Raw genomic sequence first — 18,780 nt, forward strand, 5'->3', positions numbered from 1 at the left:
CCGAGGAAGACCGGCCGTCATCCCCGGCCGGTCTTTCATTTTGCCTGTCACCTCCGTCTGTGCCAATTTCGCCGCCATGATCCGTTCGCTTTGCGCATTCGTCCTCCTTGCTTTGGTCTTCGCCCAGGCTGCGGAGGCGCGCGACGTGACGATCGCCGTGCTCGCCTTTCAGGGTTCGGAGCGGGCGGTAAAGGATTTTGAACCGACGGTCGCCCATCTCGAACGAACGCTGCCGGAGCATCACTTCATAGTCTTGCCCCTCGATCTTGCCGGCATCGCGACAGCGGTTGAGGCGAAGTCGATCGATTTTGTCATCACCAATCCCGGCGAATACGTCGATCTCGAATATCGTTTCGGCGCAACACGGCTTGCAACGCTGGAAAGCCGCGATCATGCCGTACCGACCGATACGGTCGGTTCTACCGTGGTTGTGCCGAACCGTCCGGGTCATGCCGAAACCTTCCGGGACCTTGCCGGTCTGAGGCTTGCCGTTGTGGCGACGGATGCCTTCGGTGGTTGGCAGGTCGTTTCGCGGGAGATGGACGAGGCCGGCATTGCGACATCGAAACTGGCCGGTGTCGTCGAAACCGGTTTTCCCATGGAAAACGTGCTGGCGGCGATCCGCTCAGGCCAGGCCGATGCCGGTGTGCTGCGCACCTGTCTTCTGGAGGACGAGATTGCCGATGGCCGGGTGATGGCGGATGAGTTCGCCGTGGTTGCGGAACGCGCCGCGTCCGATTTTCCCTGCCGGTCGTCTTCGCGCCTCTATCCGGATTGGCCCTTTGCCCGGCTTGCCGGCACTTCGCCCGACCTCGCCAAGGCGGTGACCGCGAGCCTTCTGACCATGATCCCCGTCGAGGGGCGGGCCTGGACCGCGCCACAGGATTATACCTCCGTCCATGCGCTCTTTCGGCAGCTCAGGATTGGACCTTACGAATATCTCGCCCGTTCCACGCTGATGGGCTTTGTGCGGGCGAACTGGCACTGGTTCCTTGCCGCCGGCCTCGGTCTGGTCTGGTGGATTATTCACGTGGCTCGGGTCGAAACGCTCGTGCGCAGGCGAACGACGGAACTGACGCGTGAAATCCAGGAGCGTGAGAAGGCTGAGCAGGCGGCTCGTTTGCACCGGGAGGAACGCGATCAGTTTTCCCGCCTCGGAATTCTCGGGGAAATGGCTTCCAACATTGCCCATGAACTCAACCAGCCGCTGGCGGCCATCACCAATTATGCCGAGGGCATAACCCGGCTGATCGATGCCGGGCGTACCGATCCCGACATCCTGCGCGACGGCGCGCGGGGCATTGCCGGACAGGCCGAACGGGCCGGGGTGATCATCCGCCGCATCCGTTCCTTCGTACGCCGGCGTGAGCTTCGGCGAGAAAACCTCGACATCAACGAGGTCGTGCGCGAGGCGCTGGTCCTGTTCGAGGGACCGGCACGGCGCAACGATGTGCCGCTTCATGTCCACCTTGCCGCCGGCATGCCGCCGCTCAGCGCCGACCGGATCGAGATCGAGCAAGTCCTGCTCAACCTGTTACAGAATGCTGTCGATGCGATGAGTGATCCCGTGGCGCGCGGGCGCGGCATTGGTGTCTCAACCGTCCGTTCGGGTCGTACCGTCGAGGTCGCGATCAGGGATCATGGCACCGGACTGTCGCCGGAGGTCGAGGCACATCTTTTCGATACCTTCTTCACCACCAAGCCGCAGGGGCTGGGGCTCGGCCTTCCCATCTGCCGTACCATCGTCGAAAGTCATGGCGGACGATTGTGGGCGACAAATGAGGCGAGCGGCGGGATCACGATGCGCTTCACCCTGCCCCTACCACCGGAGGAAAGCCGATGATCGGCGATAATGATCAGCCACTGGTCTTGATCGTGGATGATGACGAGGCCATGCGCCGATCCATGGCCTTCCTGTTTTCCTCTATCGGACTGGAAACGAATATCTTCGCCTCGGCGGCTGAGCTTCTGCAGGCCTTGCCGGAGCCAGAACACTGTCGTCCGGGTGCCCTGGTGCTCGATGTCCGCATGCCCGGCATGAGTGGGCTGGAATTGCAACGCCACCTGCGCGACCGGGACTGTCCCTTGCCTATCCTCATCGTCACCGGTCACGGCGACGTGCCGATGGCGGTCGAGGCGCTGAAAGCCGGAGCCTTCGACTTCATCGAGAAGCCATTCAAGGAACAGCTTCTGCTCGATGCTGTGGCCGCGGCCATCCGCCTTTCACGGGAAAACCTGTTGCGGGGAGCACGTCGTCGCAGCGTGGAGGAACGGCTGGCCCGCCTCGGTCGGCGTGAGCGCGACGTGCTGGACGGCATCCTGGCCGGCAAACCCAATAAGGTGACCGCCTATGAACTTGATCTTTCGATCAAGACCATCGAGGCCTACCGGGCGTCCGTCATGACGAAGATGGAGGCGGGCTCACTGGCCGAACTCGCCTTGATGGTCAGCTCCGTGATAGATGGGTGAGCCCGTCGCTCACCTCCCGTTTGCGCCATCGATCGAAATTCGTCGGCTGATGGGTGTCCCTGGTGTTAAGCCGGGCTCTGCCGTAGAATTACGGCAGTCATTTTTCGTTTCCGTGCTGGCGTGATGTTGTTACGGTCGAGGTTGGGCCATTTGTGGCTGGATGTTCAAAGCCCTTGGCTTGTGACCGCGATCGGTGCGGTTATTGTGTGCCGCCGGGTGGTGCGGAACTGAAGTTGGAAGTGGTCGATGTCGGATATCAGGCGGATTGCGCGACTTGCGGGTGTATCGCCTGCCACCGTCTCGCGGACCATGAATGGGCATCCGCATGTGCGAGAGGCGCTTCGCCAACACATTCTCAGCATCGCCCGACGCGAGAACTACAAACCGCAGCGCACGGCGCCTGGCCACCTGGCTGCCAGTTCCGATGTGATTGGTTACCTTCAGTTCGGCGTGCCGGGCCTGAAGGACGGGCGCATGGCAGAGGCTGCCGAGACCATTCTTTTCGATGCCGGATACAAGACCTTCGTCTGCAACGCCGACGGCGATCGCGCCCGCGAGCGGTTCTATCTGGACTCGATGATCAAAAGAGGCGTGGCCGGTTGCATCCTTGCGCCGCAAGGTTATCCCGCCCGGGCTCTGGCGGCCGCGCATGAGCTGGAAAGTGCCGGCATCGTGCCGATCATTCTGGACGCCCTGGTGCAGGTGCCGGATGTCAGTGCCGTTGCGGTCGATCCGCTGCAATGCTGGCGTTTTGGCATGGACTATCTTGCCTGTCTCGGCCATCAGCGCGTGCTTGCGCTGGTCGGACCTGCCGAACGGTCCTGGCTGGAGGAGGGCGATGGCATTCTGCCGGACGCCGAGGCCACCGAACCTTTCGATGCGGCCGGCTTGTTGAGTGACCACCTGGACCTACCATCCGCCACCTGGCCAACGGCCGTTTTCTGCAGCAATGAACAGATCGCCTGCACCGTGCTGCGGGTGCTGCGCGAAAGACGGATCGCGGTGCCTGGCACGCTTTCGGTGCTCAGCCTCGGCGGAACCGACTTTGCCCGCATGGTTTCCCCGCGCATCACATCGGTCGCGATCCCCTTTTCAGAACTTGGCGGCATCTGCGCCCAGCAATTGCTGGCCCTCGTACAGGACGGCACAAGTTCGCCACGCACGGTGATCCTGCGTTGTCGTCTTGCAGAGGGGGACACAACCGCCGCAATTTCTGCGTCTTGAAAATGTTTCAGCTTTTTTCAGTCAATCCGCCACCGCGGCTCCTGTCGCAGTGGCCACCATGCTCCCTTTCATGATTGTCGAGGCAGCCAGTTTTATTATTTATTGTCAAAGACATGACGGTCACGATGCAAGCCGTGCAAAGCCATGTTGCAATGCGGCGACATTCACATAACTGACGCCTGGTCCGGTTACCTCTGAAACAGTTTTCAACGCCTGCCCCAGCAGGGGCCGTTTCAGAGGAAGCGCAGATGAATACCAGAACCCTCATGCTCTCCGCGGCCCTCGCCGCGTTGGCCGGCCCGGCCTTTGCTGCCGGCGCCTGTCAGGTGTTTCATCAGTCGCCGCAGCTCGATGCCGCCGTCGCGGCGAAAACGCTGCCGGCTGTGGTCGATCGCCTGCCGAAAGATCCCCTCGTCGTGCAGGTGGACGAAGTGGGAACCTATGGCGGCATGCTGAAGGAGCCCTTCGGCGGCGGGCGCTTGGCGGATTATCGCCACTATGGCTACGAGCCGCTGGTGCGTTGGAGCCCGGACGGCACCCAGATCCTGCCGAACATTGCCTCCAGCTGGGAGGTTTCCGAGGACGCCAAGAGTTATACGTTCCATATCCGCGCCGGCTTGAAGTGGTCGGACGGCGTGCCCTTCTCCGCCGATGATATCGTTTTCTGGTGGGACCGGGTGGAGAACAATCGCGCCGTATCTCCCAAAGGGCCGTACCGCACCTTCACGGTCGAAAATGAAGTCGCAAAGGTGGAGAAGATTGATGACCTGACGGTCCGCATCAGCTGGTCGAAGCCGAACGGCCGCTTCCTTCTCGATCTTGCCGGCCCTTATGGGCAGCGCGTCGTCCAGTTTCCGGCCCATTATGTCCGGCAGTTCGACAAGGAGCTCAATCCGGACGGCGTTGCGCAAATGATGGCCGCCAGCGGTGAGAAGGACTATGCCAAGTGGTGGGCGGGCCGCGTTGGCACCTACGGCCAGCTCTCCGAGCAGAATGACCCGAAGCGGCCGACCATGCTGGCCTGGCGCACCGTGGAGCCGGTGCTCGGCAAGACGCATTTCGTGCTGGAGCGCAATCCCTATTACTTCAAGGTGGATCAGAGCTGCAATCAGCTGCCGTATATCGATGCCCGCTCCTATGACCTTGCCAAGGATTCCGAGGTCCAGCTGTTGAAGACCATGGCCGGCGATTTCGATTATTCGCTGCCGGGCGTTTCCGTGCCGCAAAACAAGGGCGTCTTCTTCGAGAACCAGCAGAAGGGCAATTATCGTTTCGCAAAGGCCGAAAGCTGCGACTACAACACCATGTTCATCGAGCTGCCCTTCAACAGCCCGAAGGCCTGGCAGCAAAGCTTCTTCCAGAACAAGGATGTCCGAATTGCCCTGTCGATTGCGATTGACCGGCCCGGCATCATCGATACCGTCTATCTTGGTCAGGGTGAGCCCTATCAGGCGGCTCCTCGTCCGGGTTCGCCCTACTACAATGAGCGGCTGGCGAAGCAATATACCGAGTTTGATCCGGCCAAGGCGAATGCGCTGCTCGACAAATATTACCCGAAAAAAGACGCGCAGGGTTTCCGCCTGACCGAGGACGGACAGCGTGTCAGCTTCACCATCTCGGCTGAAGGCGGCTTCCGCGCCGAATGGGGTGATGTCCTGCAGATCATTGCGCAGAATTGGGCCGATATTGGTGTGGAGATGAAGCCGGATATCGCCTCGGGCGAGGTCTATGAGACCCGTCGCAAAGCTCGTGATCGCGAAGGTCTTGTCTGGACTGGCGAAAATGGTTGCGGACAGCTTCCGCTTTCCAGCCTCGCCCGCATGATCCGCTATCAGTCGAACTGGGACAACTGGATCAACTGGATCGACAAGAACATCGCGCCGCAGACGGAAACCGTTGCGGGTGCAGAGCCGATCGAGCCGCCGCAGGACATCAAGGACCTGTTCCGCATGGAAGCGGAGATCCCGACCAAGACCGGCAAGGCCAGTGATGAACTGGTCAAGAAGTTCATGGACCAGATGGCCGACAGCTTCGTCAACATCGGCACGGTTCTGCCGGAGGGCAACTACCGGGTCGTATCGAACCGCCTGGGCGGCGTGCATGAGCCGATCATCGAAGGCTGGCTGTATCCGGGTCCGGCTCCCAGCAACATGGAAGCCTGGTTCGTCAAAAAGTAAGCCTCAGACCGTCTTGGCTATCGCGCAGAACGGCTCTGCCGTCCTGCGCGATAGGTTATGAAAGGACACGCCATGCTGCGCTTCATCCTGCAGCGGTTGCTCTGGGTTCCGCCAACCCTGATCGCCATCTCCGTTGTCGCCTTCGCCATCATCAATCTTCCGCCGGGTGATTATGTCGATCGCTATGCACTTCAGGCCGCTGCCCAGGGCGATGTGATGACGGAGGCGCAGAAAGAGGCATTGCGCATCACCTATGGTCTCGATGCGCCGATTCCGGTTCAATATGTGCGCTGGATGTCGGACATGGTGCTGCACGGCAATTTCGGTTGGTCCTTCCAGCACTCCCGTCCCGTCGCTGAAGTGATCGGCGAACGGCTGGGACTGACCGCCATCCTCTCCATTGTCACGCTGACCGTGACCTGGATGATCGCCATACCGATCGGCATCTATTCGGCCGTCCGCCGATATTCGATTGCCGATTACGTTTTTACATCACTCGGCTTTTTCGGGCTGGCTTTGCCAAACTTTCTGTTGGCGCTGGCACTGATGTATGCGCTGTTCGTGTTTACCGGCCAGAGTGTCGGCGGGCTCTTTTCCTCGCAATATGCCGATGCGCCCTGGAGCCTCGGCAAGGTGCTCGATCTTCTGGCGCATTTGTGGATACCGATCCTGGTTCTCGGCATATCCGGCATGGCCTCGATCATTCGCACCATTCGGGCCAACCTGCTGGATGAGTTGCGTGCTCCCTATCTGTCGGCGGCGCGGGCCAAGGGCTTGCCGGAAACCTGGGCGCTTCTGAAATATCCCGTCCGCCATGCAATGAACCCGTTTGTTTCCGGTCTCAATGATGTCTTCGTGCACATCATCTCGGGCGAAACCATCGTTGCGATCGTGCTGGGTCTGGAAACCACCGGCCCGCTTCTGTTCGATGCCTTGCGAAACCAGGACATGTTCCTCGCCGCCACGCTCATCATGTTTCTCGGCATTCTCGGCATGATCGGAACCCTGTTTTCGGATGTGCTTCTGGCCTGGCTTGATCCGCGCATTCGTCGTCAGTTCACCCTTGTCGAAAGGAGAGGCTGATGGTCGCCATCGACGCCTTGTCTGCCGATGTCGCTCCGCCGGCACAAAGCCCGGCCTCTGCCGTCTGGCGCAGGTTCCGCCGCCACCGGCTCGGCCTTGCCGGATTGTGGGTCACCGTCCTGTTATATGTGGCAACGATATTCGTCGAAATTCTCTCGCCCCAGGCACCCGACGCCTATTCGACACGGTATGCCTATTATCCGCCGCAGGCCATCCATCTGTTTCGCGACGGGCGATTTGAGCCGCATGTGCTGGGCTACAAGGTGCAGTTCGATTATGCGTCCGGCACGCGCAGTTTTGTCGCCGATCCGCGCGCCGTGGTGCCGCTTGGCCTCTGGGTGAAGGGCGATGAATATCGCTGGCTCGGCCTGATCCCTGCCAATCGGCATCTGTTGGGACCGGTTGATCCGCGCCAACGCGTCTTTTTTGCCGGTGCGGATCGGCTTGGCCGTGACGTCCTCTCGCGCACCATCTATGCAGCGCGGGTTTCCATGACGATCGGGCTGGCAGGGGTGGCGCTGTCGCTTGTGCTCGGCGTGGCGATCGGCGGAATTTCCGGTTATGCCGGAGGCATGACCGATCAGGTCATCCAGCGTTTCATCGAATTCCTGCAATCCCTCCCGTCTATCCCTCTCTGGATCGGCTTTGCGGCGGCCATTCCAAAGGATACGCCGCCGCTGCAGACCTATTTCCTCATATCCCTTGTTCTTTCGATGCTCGGCTGGACGGGGCTTGCGCGTGTCGTTCGTGGTCGTTTCCTGGCGATGAAGGAAGAGGAGTTCATCAAGGCGGCAAAACTCGACGGGTGCTCCACGATGCGCATCCTCTTCCGTCATATGCTGCCCTGTTTCTATTCGCACATCATCGCGGTGATCACGCTGGCCATTCCAGCCATGATTCTCGCGGAAACGAGCCTCAGTTTCCTTGGGATCGGGCTGAAGGCACCAGTCATCAGCTGGGGCGTCCTGCTCCAGGAAATCCAGAACATCCGGTCGATGTACACCGCTCCCTGGCTGTTCCTGCCGGGCGCGGTCGTCGTTTTCGCTGTCCTTGCCCTGAATTTCCTTGGCGACGGACTGCGGGATGCCGCCGATCCTCACGGGAGTTGAACCATGGCCGAGGTTTTGCACGACACGCCCTTCCTGGAGGTTCGCGATCTGCATGTCAGTTTTACGGAGGGCGATCGACAGTTTACCGCCCTTGACGGGGTCTCGTTCCAGGTGCGCCGCGGCAGGACATTGTGTCTCGTCGGGGAATCCGGCTGCGGCAAGTCGCTGACTGCCAAGGCCATTTTGCAGGTGATGGGCGATAATGCCCGCATCGGGCAGGGCGGCATATGGCTTTGCCGCGATGGCCGGGAGCACATCGACATTGCCGCGCTCGACCCGCGTGGATCTGCCATACGCAGCATTCGCGGCAATGACATTGCGATGATCTATCAGGAGCCGATGAGCGCGCTCTCGCCGCTTTACACGATCGGCGACCAGATCTCCGAGGTTCTGCGCTGGCACGGAAACACCAGCCGCAGCGAGGCGCGTGAGGAGGCGATTGCGGTGCTGAGGGCGGTCGGAATGCCCGCGCCGGAAAAGCGTTTCGACGCCTATTCCTTCGAACTCTCCGGCGGCCAGCGTCAGCGTGCGATGATTGCCATGGCACTTGTCGGCCGCCCGCAGCTTTTGATCGCCGACGAGCCGACGACGGCACTTGATGTGACGACGCAGGCCGTGATCCTGGATCTTCTGCGTGAACGTCAGCAGGCGCAGGGCATGGCGATGCTCTTCATCACCCATGATCTCGGCGTGGTCTCCGAAGTCGCCGATGATGTTGCGGTGATGTATATGGGGCGGATCGTCGAAAGCGGCCCGGTGGCTGAGGTGCTCTCCGACCCGCGTCATCCCTATACCCGCGGACTGCTCGCCTCCAGGCCCTCGGTGACCGGCCGGCGCCGCGACCGCCTGGAGACCATCCCCGGTACGGTTCCGCATCTTCATAACCGGCCGTCGGGCTGCGCCTTTTTTGCCCGGTGTGGCCATCGCCGCCCCGGCGAATGTGATCGCCAGGCGCCACCGCCACGACAGCTGGCTCAGGCGCGGCAGGCCGCGTGCTGGGCGCTTGATGATGAAGGCCATCTGCAAGCTGCCGAAACGCATGCTCCCGCCGTAGTCAGACGCAAGCCGGATTACACTTGCCCGCCGCTCTTGAAGGTCCACGGACTGAAGAAGCATTTCCTGCAAAGTGGCGGTCTCTTCACAAAGCCACGCCGCGTGCGGTCGCTCGACGGCGTTTCCTTCGATATCTGGCCCGGCGAGACGCTCGGGCTCGTTGGCGAATCCGGCTGCGGAAAATCCACCCTGGGACAAACGGTGATCGGCCTGCACAAGCCAAGTGAAGGCAAGGTCTTTTTGTCGAACAAGGGCCATGATGTCGATCTGGCGGCCCTGCCGCCAGCCGCCCGGCGACGCCATTGGCGCGATATCCGCATGGTGTTCCAGGACCCGAACGGCTCGTTCAATCCGCGCCTGACGGTGTATGACATCCTTGCCGAAGTGCTGTCGGTGGCCGGCGAAAGCCGTCCGGCCATCGCGTCGCGTGTCCATGAGGTCATGCGGATGGTGGGGCTCGATACCGCTTATCTCGATCGCCATGCGCATGCGTTTTCAGGTGGACAGCGTCAGCGCATCGGGATTGCCCGGGCTCTGGCCAGCAGGCCGCGGCTGATTATTGCCGATGAACCGGTTTCGGCGCTGGATGTCTCGGTACAGGCACAGATCCTCAACCTCCTGCGCGACCTGCAGGCAGAGCTCGGCCTCTCTTATCTGTTCATCTCGCACGACCTTTCTGTCGTCCGCCACATCAGCGACCGGGTTGCGGTCATGTATGCGGGTCAGGTGGTCGAACTTGCTCCGACCGAGGAACTGTTTTCTGCTCCGCGGCATCCTTATACGCGGGCGCTGTTGAATTCGGTCCTGGAGCCGACGGTGGCTCGCCGCACGGAGCGTCAACGGCTCGTCGGCAGCGTGCCCGACCCGGCAGCCTTCCCGGAGGGCTGCCGCTTTCACCCCCGCTGTTCCTTGGCGAGCGACGAATGTCGGCGCACGCCGCCACCGCTTGCCGCAAGCGGATCGGGCCGGGACGTGGCCTGCTTCCACCCGCTGCATGCTGCAGAGCCGGTACGCCTCCTGGAGCCGGCCTGACATGGTTGGCATCAAGGATGTCGCTGCCCGGGCGGGGGTGTCGCCGGCAACAGCCTCGCGCGCGCTGAACGGGCATTTGCACATCAGCCCGGCCAAACGGGCCGCGGTGCTGCAGGCCGCTGAAGCGCTCGGTTATCGTCCGGATGCCGTCAGCACGGCTGTACCCCGCAAACGCGACAAGACCGTCGGCGTGCTGCTGGCGCGGCAAGGCTCACCTTTCGGCGCAACCCTGCACCGCGCGATCGAGGCAACTTTGGCCGCCGAGGGTTATCTCGCCATGGTCTGCTCCACCCATACCGAGCCGGAGCGAGAGAATGCCTATGTGCGGCGGCTGCTCGACATCGAACTCGGCGGTGTCATCATTCGTCCATCGTCGTCCCTGGCGCTTGCCGCCCGCAATGCGGCGCGTTTCGAGCGGGCGGGCGTGCCGGTCGTCTTCGTCGAGACTGCGCCACCGACGCGAAAATGCTCCCAGGTGACGACGGACAATTATGCCGGCGGACGCGAGGCGATCCAGCATCTCTACGATCTCGGCCACCGTAATATCGGAATTCTGGTGAAGGGCTGGGATCAGCGGGCGCATGGCGGCCGGCCCGGCTTCATGCGCGTGAGCGGCGCCCTCGATGCCGCCCGCGACCTCGGTATTGCGGACCGCATTGCCATCTCCAGCGATATGCCCGGCGAACGTTTCGATTTCGGCCGGCGCGCCATGCGGCAGTTGCTGATTGACACGCGCGGACTGACCGCCGTGTTTGCGACGACGGATATGATCGGGCTCGGCGCGATTTCCTGCCTGCATGAAGAGGGCATGGATGTTCCCCGCGACATGTCCGTGCTGAGCTTTGATGGTTTGCCGCTTGGGGAAATGGCTCTTCCCGCTTTGTCTACTATGAGCCAGAGAATTGAGATGATGGGCCAGACGGCCGCGCGTCTTCTTATCGATCATATGACCGGCAGGATAAAACGGTCCTGCCAGATTGTTCTGCAGCCGCGGCTGACGCTGCGCGAAAGCGTTGCGCCGCACTCCCTTTCCCGTAGCATCCAGTATTGAGGATAATCATGAATTATAGCAGCGAAGCGCGACACAGCCATGCCCTGACGGCTGAGGTTGCCCGATTGGCGCGGCAGCATGCGCCCATTCTGCTGTGCGACGCCAGGGAGCCTTTCCGGCCACAGACCATCGGCATAACGCGGCTGACGGCCGGTGAACAATCGCCAAGCTGCCGGCATACGCCTCCGGCACCGGAGGGGACGGTGCATGTGCTGGAATATGCGATCTGGTGGGATGGCGATATTCAGCATCTCTACGAACTGGAGCATGTCTGGGTGGCTCTGAATGCCGATGGGGTGGCGCTTGGCGTTTGCGCCAGCGCGCATGGCGGGCTTTTCGACATGTCGCAGGCGGCGCGCGAGGACGGCAGAGTGGTGCTCTATTGTGAGCCGGGCAAGCACGCTCACAGCGCAGATGCGGCCGCCATTCTGGCTCGCAGGCAGGCGCTTGATCATGCCTGCCAGAGCGGCGAGGATCTGCGCGGCATCATGATCAACGACATGTTCTGCGATGCGCTGGCCTTTCTTTCGCCGTATGACCAGTTTCTCGGGCGTGCCTATCTGAAGTCGCTGTGTTTTGCCCCGACCTATGATTTTTCGCTGCGCTTCGATCTCGCCCAGATGCGCTTCGCAAGCTGGTCGGAACTTGCCAACCACGTACCGGTGTTCATCCGCGATCAACTGGAACAGCTGCGCGCCAGCCGCAAGGGCGTGAAGGCCGTCTTCCTCGATAGCGGCGCGACACTGATCGATGAAGCAAGCCAGGTATTTTGCCAGGCTGAGGCGGATCTGGTTCTCTCCGCTGCAGCCCTTGATGGCGGCGATCGGCTGGTCGGCGAACTCAAGGCCCGTGGTTATGTGGTGGCACTGGTTGCCGATGGGCGCGAACAGAGCTTTCGAAATGTCCATTCGGCTCTTGGCTTCTGGGATCTGTTCGATGCGCGGGCGATTTCGGAAGTCTGCGGGGTGGCCAAACCGGAGCCATTGATCTTCCGCGATGCCATGCTGAAGCTCGGACTGCGCGATGAGGATGCTGCCGGCATCGTGATGTTCGGCAACAACATCAAACGTGATATCCGCGGTGCGAATGCGCTCGGATTGACCTCGGTCTGGATCGACCGACAGGACGGTTATGACAAGAGCCTCGTTTGCGCCGAGGACAAGCCAGACTTCGTGGTGCATGCGCCGCTGGAGCTTCTGTCTGTCATCGACCGCATCGAGGCGGCCGCCGGCAATGCCGGCTGAGATGTGAACGGCACAGGGCGGCCGCGATCATCCGTGGAACTGCCACGGATGATCGCCACGGAGAACCGCGCAACCGAACGATTGACCTGCGGTATCGTCGCGTCAACCGCGTTCGAAAAGCCGTCAGACCGCGACGAAGCCGCCATCGACAAGCAGTTCCTCGCCACCAATGAAGCTGGCTTCGTCCGATGCGAGGAATAGCACCGCCCTGGCGATTTCTTCGGTTTGAGCGAGCCTGCCAAACGGAATTGCTTGCTGCATCCATGCCTCGGCGCCGGCATTGTCCTGCAGATAGGTCTGCATGGCCGGTGTGAGGACCATGCCGGGGGAAACGACATTCACACGGATGCCCAGGCTTTTCAGGTCGGTTGTCCAAGTTCGTGCGAAGGAGCGGATCGCTGCCTTGGTCGCACTGTAGATCGACAGGTTGGCAAAGCCCTTGCTACCAGCGCCCGATCCCGTCAACACGACGGCGCCGCCCGCAGACATCAGCGGCAGTGCCTTTTGCACGGTGAAGATCATGCCTTTGACGTTGATGCCGAAGACGCGGTCGACATGCTCTTCCTCAATGGCGCCAATGGCGGCGGACTCAGACACGCCGGCATTGGCGAACACCACATCCACACGATCATGATCGCGCTTGACCTGCGCATACAGCCTGTCGAGGTCGGCAAGGTTGCTGACATCGCCCTGGACGCCAACGGCGCCTTGGCCGATGTCAGCAACCGCTTCATCCAGACGGTCTTGCCGTCGGCCCGTGATGTAAACCTGCGCGCCTTCAGCCACAAACGCTCTGGCCGTGGTCAGGCCTATACCGTCCGTTCCACCCGTGATCACCACCACCTTGTTGTCAAACCGTTTCATCATATCCCTCTTGCCTTCAATAAGTGGAGGATTGCTCCACTTTTTATATGGAGATACCCTCCACTTAACAAGTCATGATGGGGCGAAAATTTTGGTCGACGACATTCCACTGCGGGCTGACGCGCAGCGAAACCGCGATCAGATTCTTGCTGCTGCCGAGGAAGTCTTTCTGGAGCGCGGTGCTCGCGTCTCGCTGGACGACGTTGCCAAGCGCGCTGGCGTTGGCATCGGCACGCTCTACCGTCGCTTTCCGACACGGGAAGACCTGCTCGCCGCGACATACAGCGCTCGCTTCCTGAGGTTTGCCGAAACCTCCCGGAACAGAGGAGAGGAGGTTGATCCGCTGAACGCCTTGCGGCTCTATCTTCAGGAACTCGTCGAGTACACGAACATGTATCGCGGCGTTGCGGCGTCGCTCGGAACCGTCTTGCAGATCGGAACGCCGGGATGTGTGGCAACCAGCGAGGAAGGCGTCCGGCTCCTGCAACGTGGACAGCAGGCGGGCGTCATTCGGCCCGATATCAGCTTTGACGACATCGTCTGTATCGCGACCGCAATTTCGCTCGCCACGGAGAAGGACACCTCACCGCAAGACCATATTGCTCACTTGGTGGGCATCTTCATAACCGGGATCGGCATCCGCCCTTAACGCCGATCAGGCTCGGTCTTGGGCACTCAGCAACGCAAGCCGGACGAAGCCCGCAAGGTTCGCTGACTGGTCGATTGGGCGGGCATGTTGCCCTCCGCTTTCGCGAATTTGACCAATGCGCTGAGAGAAGCGGCTGCGGTGATGATGACCATGATGACGATGACGGTGAAGACCAGGAGAGGATGGTGTATGGTCGTGCCTCCCCTGGTTTTGCGCCTGCGCCGGAAAAGCCTTCATGGTCTCTTCCGGCATCCACGCATCAGCGATCGGCGGTGGACTGCGGGATCATGGTCCTCGTCAACCGTATCTCGACTTCTCTTTCGACATATTGCCACTCCTCCGTCGCCCGCAGGCGACCCAGAAGCTCTTCGAAGGCGCTCGCGCTGTCGGGAGAGAACTCGAACCAGGTCAGGAAGTCGAACGGCTCTCCCAAATCGCGGCTGTGGTAGAGCTTGCGTGCGACTGCCGGCAGGTAATCCATGCCGATGCCGAAATGCCGCGATTTCTCTTCCATGATCGAACGCCGCTCATCCTGGGCGAGTGTCCACCACGTTTCGGATTTCCGGATCGGAATGAGCGCGGCGCATGTTGCACCTTTCCGGCCCAGTGCCTCTTGGCGCTCCAGCAACTGGTTGGTTTCACTCCGGGTAACATAACGAGCGTGGCCCGCCGTTCCCCGTAAGGTCCAGAGATTGCTCTGCTCATTTTTACCGGCATCACCATCGGTGATTTTCAGGAAACCGGCGGCGGGAAGCGTCGGCCCGAGGATCGAACGGATCGTTTCGATCTGCCATTCTCCTGCGCCGGCGGCGCAAAATGCGGTGGGTGCTATCATCTCAATACCCTTTCGTTTTTATAACCTGTCATTCCAAAAAATTCAGCCATCCACGGTCCCAGAGGATGAAATGACCTCCGCGTGTCTGGTTTCACCTGGAGCCCGGCAAAACTGCCTGAATCACGTCCTCGGTCTTATTTGTCGACGCGCCGGGCAGTACGCATCGCTTGCGGGTGGTCCATTCTTCCTTGCGCATCGAATGCTTCATGCGACATGTTCCAGTTCGCAGATAACGCTGCCGCCGTTACAGCGGTGGATGCAATAAAACGTCCGGCGCGATCACCGAGATTTTGCTCGGCGTTGATATCGAGCGCTCCGCGATGAACCGCCCGCTTTTCGCCGAATGCATTATGAACGCTGGCCGTGGTCAATTCCCATAACCTTGCCCCGATCCAGGTTGCTTCGTCTCCCCGTTTCCTGATGTGCTCCACGGTCAGTGCCAAAACCTGCTCGTCATCGAACTCTCATGGCCTGGCGATGGATTTGTCTCATGGGGAAGTGATGGTGACGCTGGACCAGTCGAGAACTCTCTGCCGATAATCTTGTAGGGATCGCACCGAAACGCAATTGCACGTCCCGGACCTCCGCAAGAATGTTCCGGTTGAGGTTCGGTCCGTCTGTCTCGGCAGCCTGGCAATGATTGTAGGAGGCTTCTCTCAAAGAGTTGAAGCGCTTCTTATGAGGGCCGCAGAAACGGAAATTGTGGGACCGCGCACAAACAGCTAGCAATCTTCAGCAATCGTGGGGAGGTGCATTTGGCCAGCATTCGTCTGATGTTCCTATTGGGTTTCCTCGCAACCGCGGGAACCTCCACCGCTGCTATGTCTGAACCTTGCGGCGGTCCGATGCCTTGCCAGGTTTCCGGCGGCAACTATCGGATCGAGCTTCCTGCCGATCATGATCTTCGCGGGGTCTATGTCTTCTTTCACGGATTCAAGAGTTCTGCCGAACTGCAGATGCAGCAACGACCGCTCGTCGATACGACGCTGTCGCATCACCTTGCCTATGTCGCTGTTGACGGGATCGATGGCCGCTGGTCCTTTCCTCACATCCCCCGCCCTGAAAGAGACGAAAAGGCATTTATCGCCAACGTGTTCGATGATCTGCGGCAACGCTATGGCTTTACGGCCGACAAGACGATCATCGGAGGTTTTTCCATCGGTGCCTCAATGGCTTGGTACGCAGCGTGCCAACAGGGACAGAAGGCCGCCGCCATGCTCACCTTTTCCGGAGTCTTCTGGCATCCCATTCCAAAGGCCGAGGATTGCGTTGCAGACATTCCCACGGTCATCCATTTTCATGGCACCGCCGATCAGACCTTTCCTTTGGCCGGACGCGCGGTCGGCAGCGGCTTTCGCCAGGGAAACACGTTCGAAAGCACGGCGATCCTGCGGTCGCGTGCGCAATGCGACGCGAAGAACGCCAAGCCGATCATGCTCGACACCATCGAATGTCAGGATGTTCCAGGCTGTCTGCGCGGCGACAATATCCTGTGCATCCATAACGGCGGCCACGAGGCCCGTGCGAGCATGCTCGACGCGGCCCTGACCAGCCTCGGTTTTCCGCGTTGACCGCGTTTTCGACATTTAACGGGGGATCCCTGTAACAACGGGACGGTGTCCTGCGAACTAGTGGACAGCAAGGTGTTTAATCTTGGCCCAGTCCAGCCGACAGGCGCGGACCGTGGGCCACAACAGGAACTCCGTCATGCTGCATTCCATCGCATGTCCCGGCATGGGTCCCGAAATCGTGCATCACTTCGCAGAGGGTGCGGCTGTCTGGGGGCAGGTGATCACGCCAAGCATCGCGCACCTGATACAATCGCATCGCGCGCTGCCGATCGATTTTTCCCGGGTTCGCCCGGGTATCGTCTTCGAAATCGAAACGAGTACCGCCACGCTCCCGCACGTCATTGACGCATCAACGATGCGGATGCAGATGGCAGCCTCCGCGTTTCGCCATGCCGCAGGCCGGGCGGATGCAACAGTGGACGCCGTCGCGCGAATCGATCTCGGCGGCGATTGCACCCTCAAGGTCTGGGGCAGGGTAACGGCCGAAACGCAGTGTTCGCCTGAGCAAACGTGCAACCGCGACCTACCTTCCACCACTTCGATCATCTTCAAGGTCACGTTCTGGGAGATTGCGCGAGCAAGTGATCTTCGTCGCGATCAGCTGCTGCGTGAAGCTGCCGAAAAGGATCTTGAGATCCAGAAGCTCAGGACTCAGGCCGTGTTGGCAAGGTGCTCGCAGTAAATGCACTGCGCAACACGTCGCGCGACCCGGTCTCTGAAAGTTTTCGCTTACTATTGATTGCCTCTGGATCGAGCGCGTTCCTGTCCATCGCGAAGTCTCATATCTGCAAAGGAAAGACCATGATGTTGTCCCTTCCGCGTCTTGTGCCGTTTGTCACGGCAAGCCTGCTTGCTCTGTCTTCGCCGTCGACCGCCCTCGCCGATGAGATTTTTGTAACCAACGGCGTTGCCATCAATGGTTACGATCCCGTGGCCTATTTCACCGACCAGAAGCCGGTGAAGGGCGTGGAAGAGTTTTCGACCTCCTATAAGGGCGCGACATTCCACTTCGCATCTGCCGCGCATCGCGATGCGTTTGCAAAGAACCCGGCTCAGTATGCGCCGCAATACGGCGGGTACTGCGCCTTCGGTACCGCGAGGGGATATAAAGCGCCCACCCAGCCGCAGACGTTCACCATTGTCGCGGGCAAACTCTACCTCAACTATAATGACGAAGTCACACAGACCTGGCGTTCGGATACAAGTGGTTACATCAAACTGGCGGATGCCAATTGGAATGTCGTGCGGACGCAGCCGGCTCCTTGACGGGTGTCATCGGTGGTCGAGACGCCGGTCCTGGCAAGCCTGCACGGTTACGGGATCCTCGCCCTTGGAGGGGAGACGGACCTCTCTGAGGCAGCAAAATTCATCCTTTGGCGGATGAGGCCAAAGACTGGGAATACACGCAGAACAATGTCCTGATGCGATGCGTATGCCGCGCCAGACATGATCTTGTTCAGCCGATGGAAAGGGGACGTTTCCATGCATGAAGTCTCAAGACGTGATATTGTCATCATGGTGACGGGGGCGGCCGGCAATCTTGGTGCTGCGGTCGTCAAGGAGTTCACCGCCAGCGGCGCGCGGGTGGTATCCGTCGAACGCGATAGCGTTCCCCAGGCCGTGCCGGAAGACGGCTCCGGTGGAGGGCGTCTGGACATCGCAGGGATCGATCTGGCCGATCCGGCAGCCTGTCAGGATGCCGTTCAACGGGCGCTGGACGCATTTGGACGGATCGATGTCCTTGTCAACACCGTCGGCGGTTTTGGAACCGGTCCGGTGCATGAGACAGGTCTCGACCAATGGGATCAGCTGTTCCAAATGAATGCCCGGACCGCCTATGCGATCAGCGCCGCGGTTCTGAAGCCGATGCGGGAAGCGGCCTATGGTCGTATCGTCCATATTGCCGCGGCGCCCGGCTTGAAGGCGGGTGCCAACCAGGCCGCCTATGCCGCGTCCAAAGCCGCTGTCATCCGTCTGACGGAAGCGATCGCGGCCGAGAACCGCGAGCTGCGTATAACCGCCAATTGCATTCTGCCTGGGACGATCGATACACCGCAAAATCGTGCGGCGATGCCGAATGCGAAGACGGATGGCTGGGTGCAACCGGCGGATATTGCCAAGCTTATCGGTTTTCTTGTCTCGCCGGTCGGCGGCATCGTCACCGGCGCTGCGATCCCGGCGACGGGGCCTGTGTGAGGCGCCCATGCTTGATCCGTCCGATCCCGTCGCAGCAGGGCTGATCTTGTGGGCCGGCACGGGCCTCACCGTTGCCATTGCCTTCTTCCTGTTCGGCTTCGACAGGATCGATCCGGGCGCCCGTGATGCCTATGCCGTCAGGCCGCTGCTTGTTCCCGGCCTCGTTCTCCTTTGGCCGGTCGTCATCTGGCGTTGGCTGAGCCTGGCGAAGGAGGGGAAATAA

18 protein-coding genes are annotated in these 18,780 nt (G+C 60.7%); 15 read left to right on the forward strand and 3 right to left on the reverse strand.

Going from position 1 to position 18,780, the window contains the following annotated elements; genetic code table 11:
* Positions 1-76 precede the first annotated feature (76 nt).
* From OU993_RS14450 to OU993_RS14490, 9 genes are all read left to right on the forward strand, one after another.
* Positions 77-1,843, forward strand: a complete 1,767-nt coding sequence (locus OU993_RS14450; RefSeq protein WP_268158496.1) for a sensor histidine kinase — start codon at positions 77-79, stop codon at positions 1,841-1,843.
* Positions 1,840-2,469, forward strand: a complete 630-nt coding sequence (locus OU993_RS14455) for a response regulator transcription factor (RefSeq protein ID WP_268158498.1) — start codon at positions 1,840-1,842, stop codon at positions 2,467-2,469. Before OU993_RS14450 ends, OU993_RS14455 begins: the two co-directional genes overlap by 4 nt.
* A gap of 246 nt (positions 2,470-2,715) precedes the next feature.
* Positions 2,716-3,693: a LacI family DNA-binding transcriptional regulator gene (locus OU993_RS14460; protein ID WP_268158499.1), complete on the forward strand. Its 978-nt coding sequence runs from the start codon at positions 2,716-2,718 to the stop codon at positions 3,691-3,693.
* A 248-nt stretch (positions 3,694-3,941) separates the two neighbouring features.
* Entirely contained in the window at positions 3,942-5,870 is a 1,929-nt protein-coding gene (locus OU993_RS14465; RefSeq protein ID WP_268158501.1) for an ABC transporter substrate-binding protein, read from the forward strand.
* Between the two features lie 72 nt (positions 5,871-5,942).
* Entirely contained in the window at positions 5,943-6,953 is a 1,011-nt protein-coding gene (locus OU993_RS14470) for an ABC transporter permease (protein ID WP_268158502.1), read from the forward strand.
* A complete protein-coding gene (locus OU993_RS14475; protein WP_268158503.1) occupies positions 6,953-8,062 on the forward strand; it encodes an ABC transporter permease in 1,110 nt (369 codons plus the stop codon). The genes OU993_RS14470 and OU993_RS14475 overlap by 1 nt, the downstream gene beginning before the upstream one ends.
* 3 nt (positions 8,063-8,065) lie before the next feature.
* On the forward strand, positions 8,066-10,147 hold the full coding sequence (locus tag OU993_RS14480; protein WP_268158505.1) for an ABC transporter ATP-binding protein: 2,082 nt from the start codon (positions 8,066-8,068) through the stop codon (positions 10,145-10,147).
* 1 nt (position 10,148) lies between these two features.
* Positions 10,149-11,198 (forward strand): LacI family DNA-binding transcriptional regulator, encoded by a 1,050-nt coding sequence (locus OU993_RS14485; protein ID WP_268158507.1) that lies wholly within the window; start codon positions 10,149-10,151, stop codon positions 11,196-11,198.
* A gap of 8 nt (positions 11,199-11,206) precedes the next feature.
* Positions 11,207-12,442 (forward strand): HAD family hydrolase, encoded by a 1,236-nt coding sequence (locus OU993_RS14490; RefSeq protein ID WP_268158509.1) that lies wholly within the window; start codon positions 11,207-11,209, stop codon positions 12,440-12,442.
* 123 nt (positions 12,443-12,565) lie between these two features.
* Here the strand turns inward: OU993_RS14490 and OU993_RS14495 are convergent, their stop codons facing one another.
* Positions 12,566-13,309: an SDR family NAD(P)-dependent oxidoreductase gene (locus OU993_RS14495; protein WP_268158511.1), complete on the reverse strand. Its 744-nt coding sequence runs from the start codon at positions 13,307-13,309 to the stop codon at positions 12,566-12,568.
* A gap of 88 nt (positions 13,310-13,397) precedes the next feature.
* On the opposite strand from OU993_RS14495, the gene OU993_RS14500 reads away from it, so the two are divergent.
* Positions 13,398-13,955 (forward strand): SbtR family transcriptional regulator, encoded by a 558-nt coding sequence (locus tag OU993_RS14500; RefSeq protein ID WP_268158512.1) that lies wholly within the window; start codon positions 13,398-13,400, stop codon positions 13,953-13,955.
* Positions 13,956-14,214: 259 nt separating this feature from the next.
* Here OU993_RS14500 and OU993_RS14505 read toward each other — a convergent pair whose 3' ends face one another.
* Complete coding sequence (locus OU993_RS14505) at positions 14,215-14,790, reverse strand: chlorite dismutase family protein (RefSeq protein ID WP_268158513.1); 576 nt, start codon at positions 14,788-14,790, stop codon at positions 14,215-14,217.
* 134 nt (positions 14,791-14,924) lie between these two features.
* A complete protein-coding gene (locus tag OU993_RS14510; protein ID WP_268158514.1) occupies positions 14,925-15,233 on the reverse strand; it encodes a hypothetical protein in 309 nt (102 codons plus the stop codon).
* Between the two features lie 648 nt (positions 15,234-15,881).
* Here OU993_RS14510 and OU993_RS14515 point away from each other — a divergent pair.
* From OU993_RS14515 to OU993_RS14535, 5 genes are all read left to right on the forward strand, one after another.
* Complete coding sequence (locus tag OU993_RS14515) at positions 15,882-16,361, forward strand: hypothetical protein (RefSeq protein ID WP_268158515.1); 480 nt, start codon at positions 15,882-15,884, stop codon at positions 16,359-16,361.
* A 136-nt stretch (positions 16,362-16,497) separates the two neighbouring features.
* Positions 16,498-17,043: a hypothetical protein gene (locus OU993_RS14520; protein ID WP_268158517.1), complete on the forward strand. Its 546-nt coding sequence runs from the start codon at positions 16,498-16,500 to the stop codon at positions 17,041-17,043.
* A complete protein-coding gene (locus tag OU993_RS14525) occupies positions 17,031-17,627 on the forward strand; it encodes a YHS domain-containing (seleno)protein (RefSeq protein ID WP_268158519.1) in 597 nt (198 codons plus the stop codon). The genes OU993_RS14520 and OU993_RS14525 overlap by 13 nt, the downstream gene beginning before the upstream one ends.
* A 216-nt stretch (positions 17,628-17,843) precedes the next feature.
* Positions 17,844-18,557, forward strand: coding sequence for an SDR family NAD(P)-dependent oxidoreductase (locus OU993_RS14530; RefSeq protein ID WP_268158521.1), 714 nt, complete (start codon positions 17,844-17,846; stop codon positions 18,555-18,557).
* A gap of 7 nt (positions 18,558-18,564) precedes the next feature.
* Entirely contained in the window at positions 18,565-18,780 is a 216-nt protein-coding gene (locus OU993_RS14535) for a hypothetical protein (protein WP_268158523.1), read from the forward strand.

Origin of the sequence: Rhizobium sp. SL86 (genome assembly GCF_026672545.1) — a bacterium.
Classification (GTDB): Bacteria; Pseudomonadota; Alphaproteobacteria; order Rhizobiales; family Rhizobiaceae; genus Neorhizobium.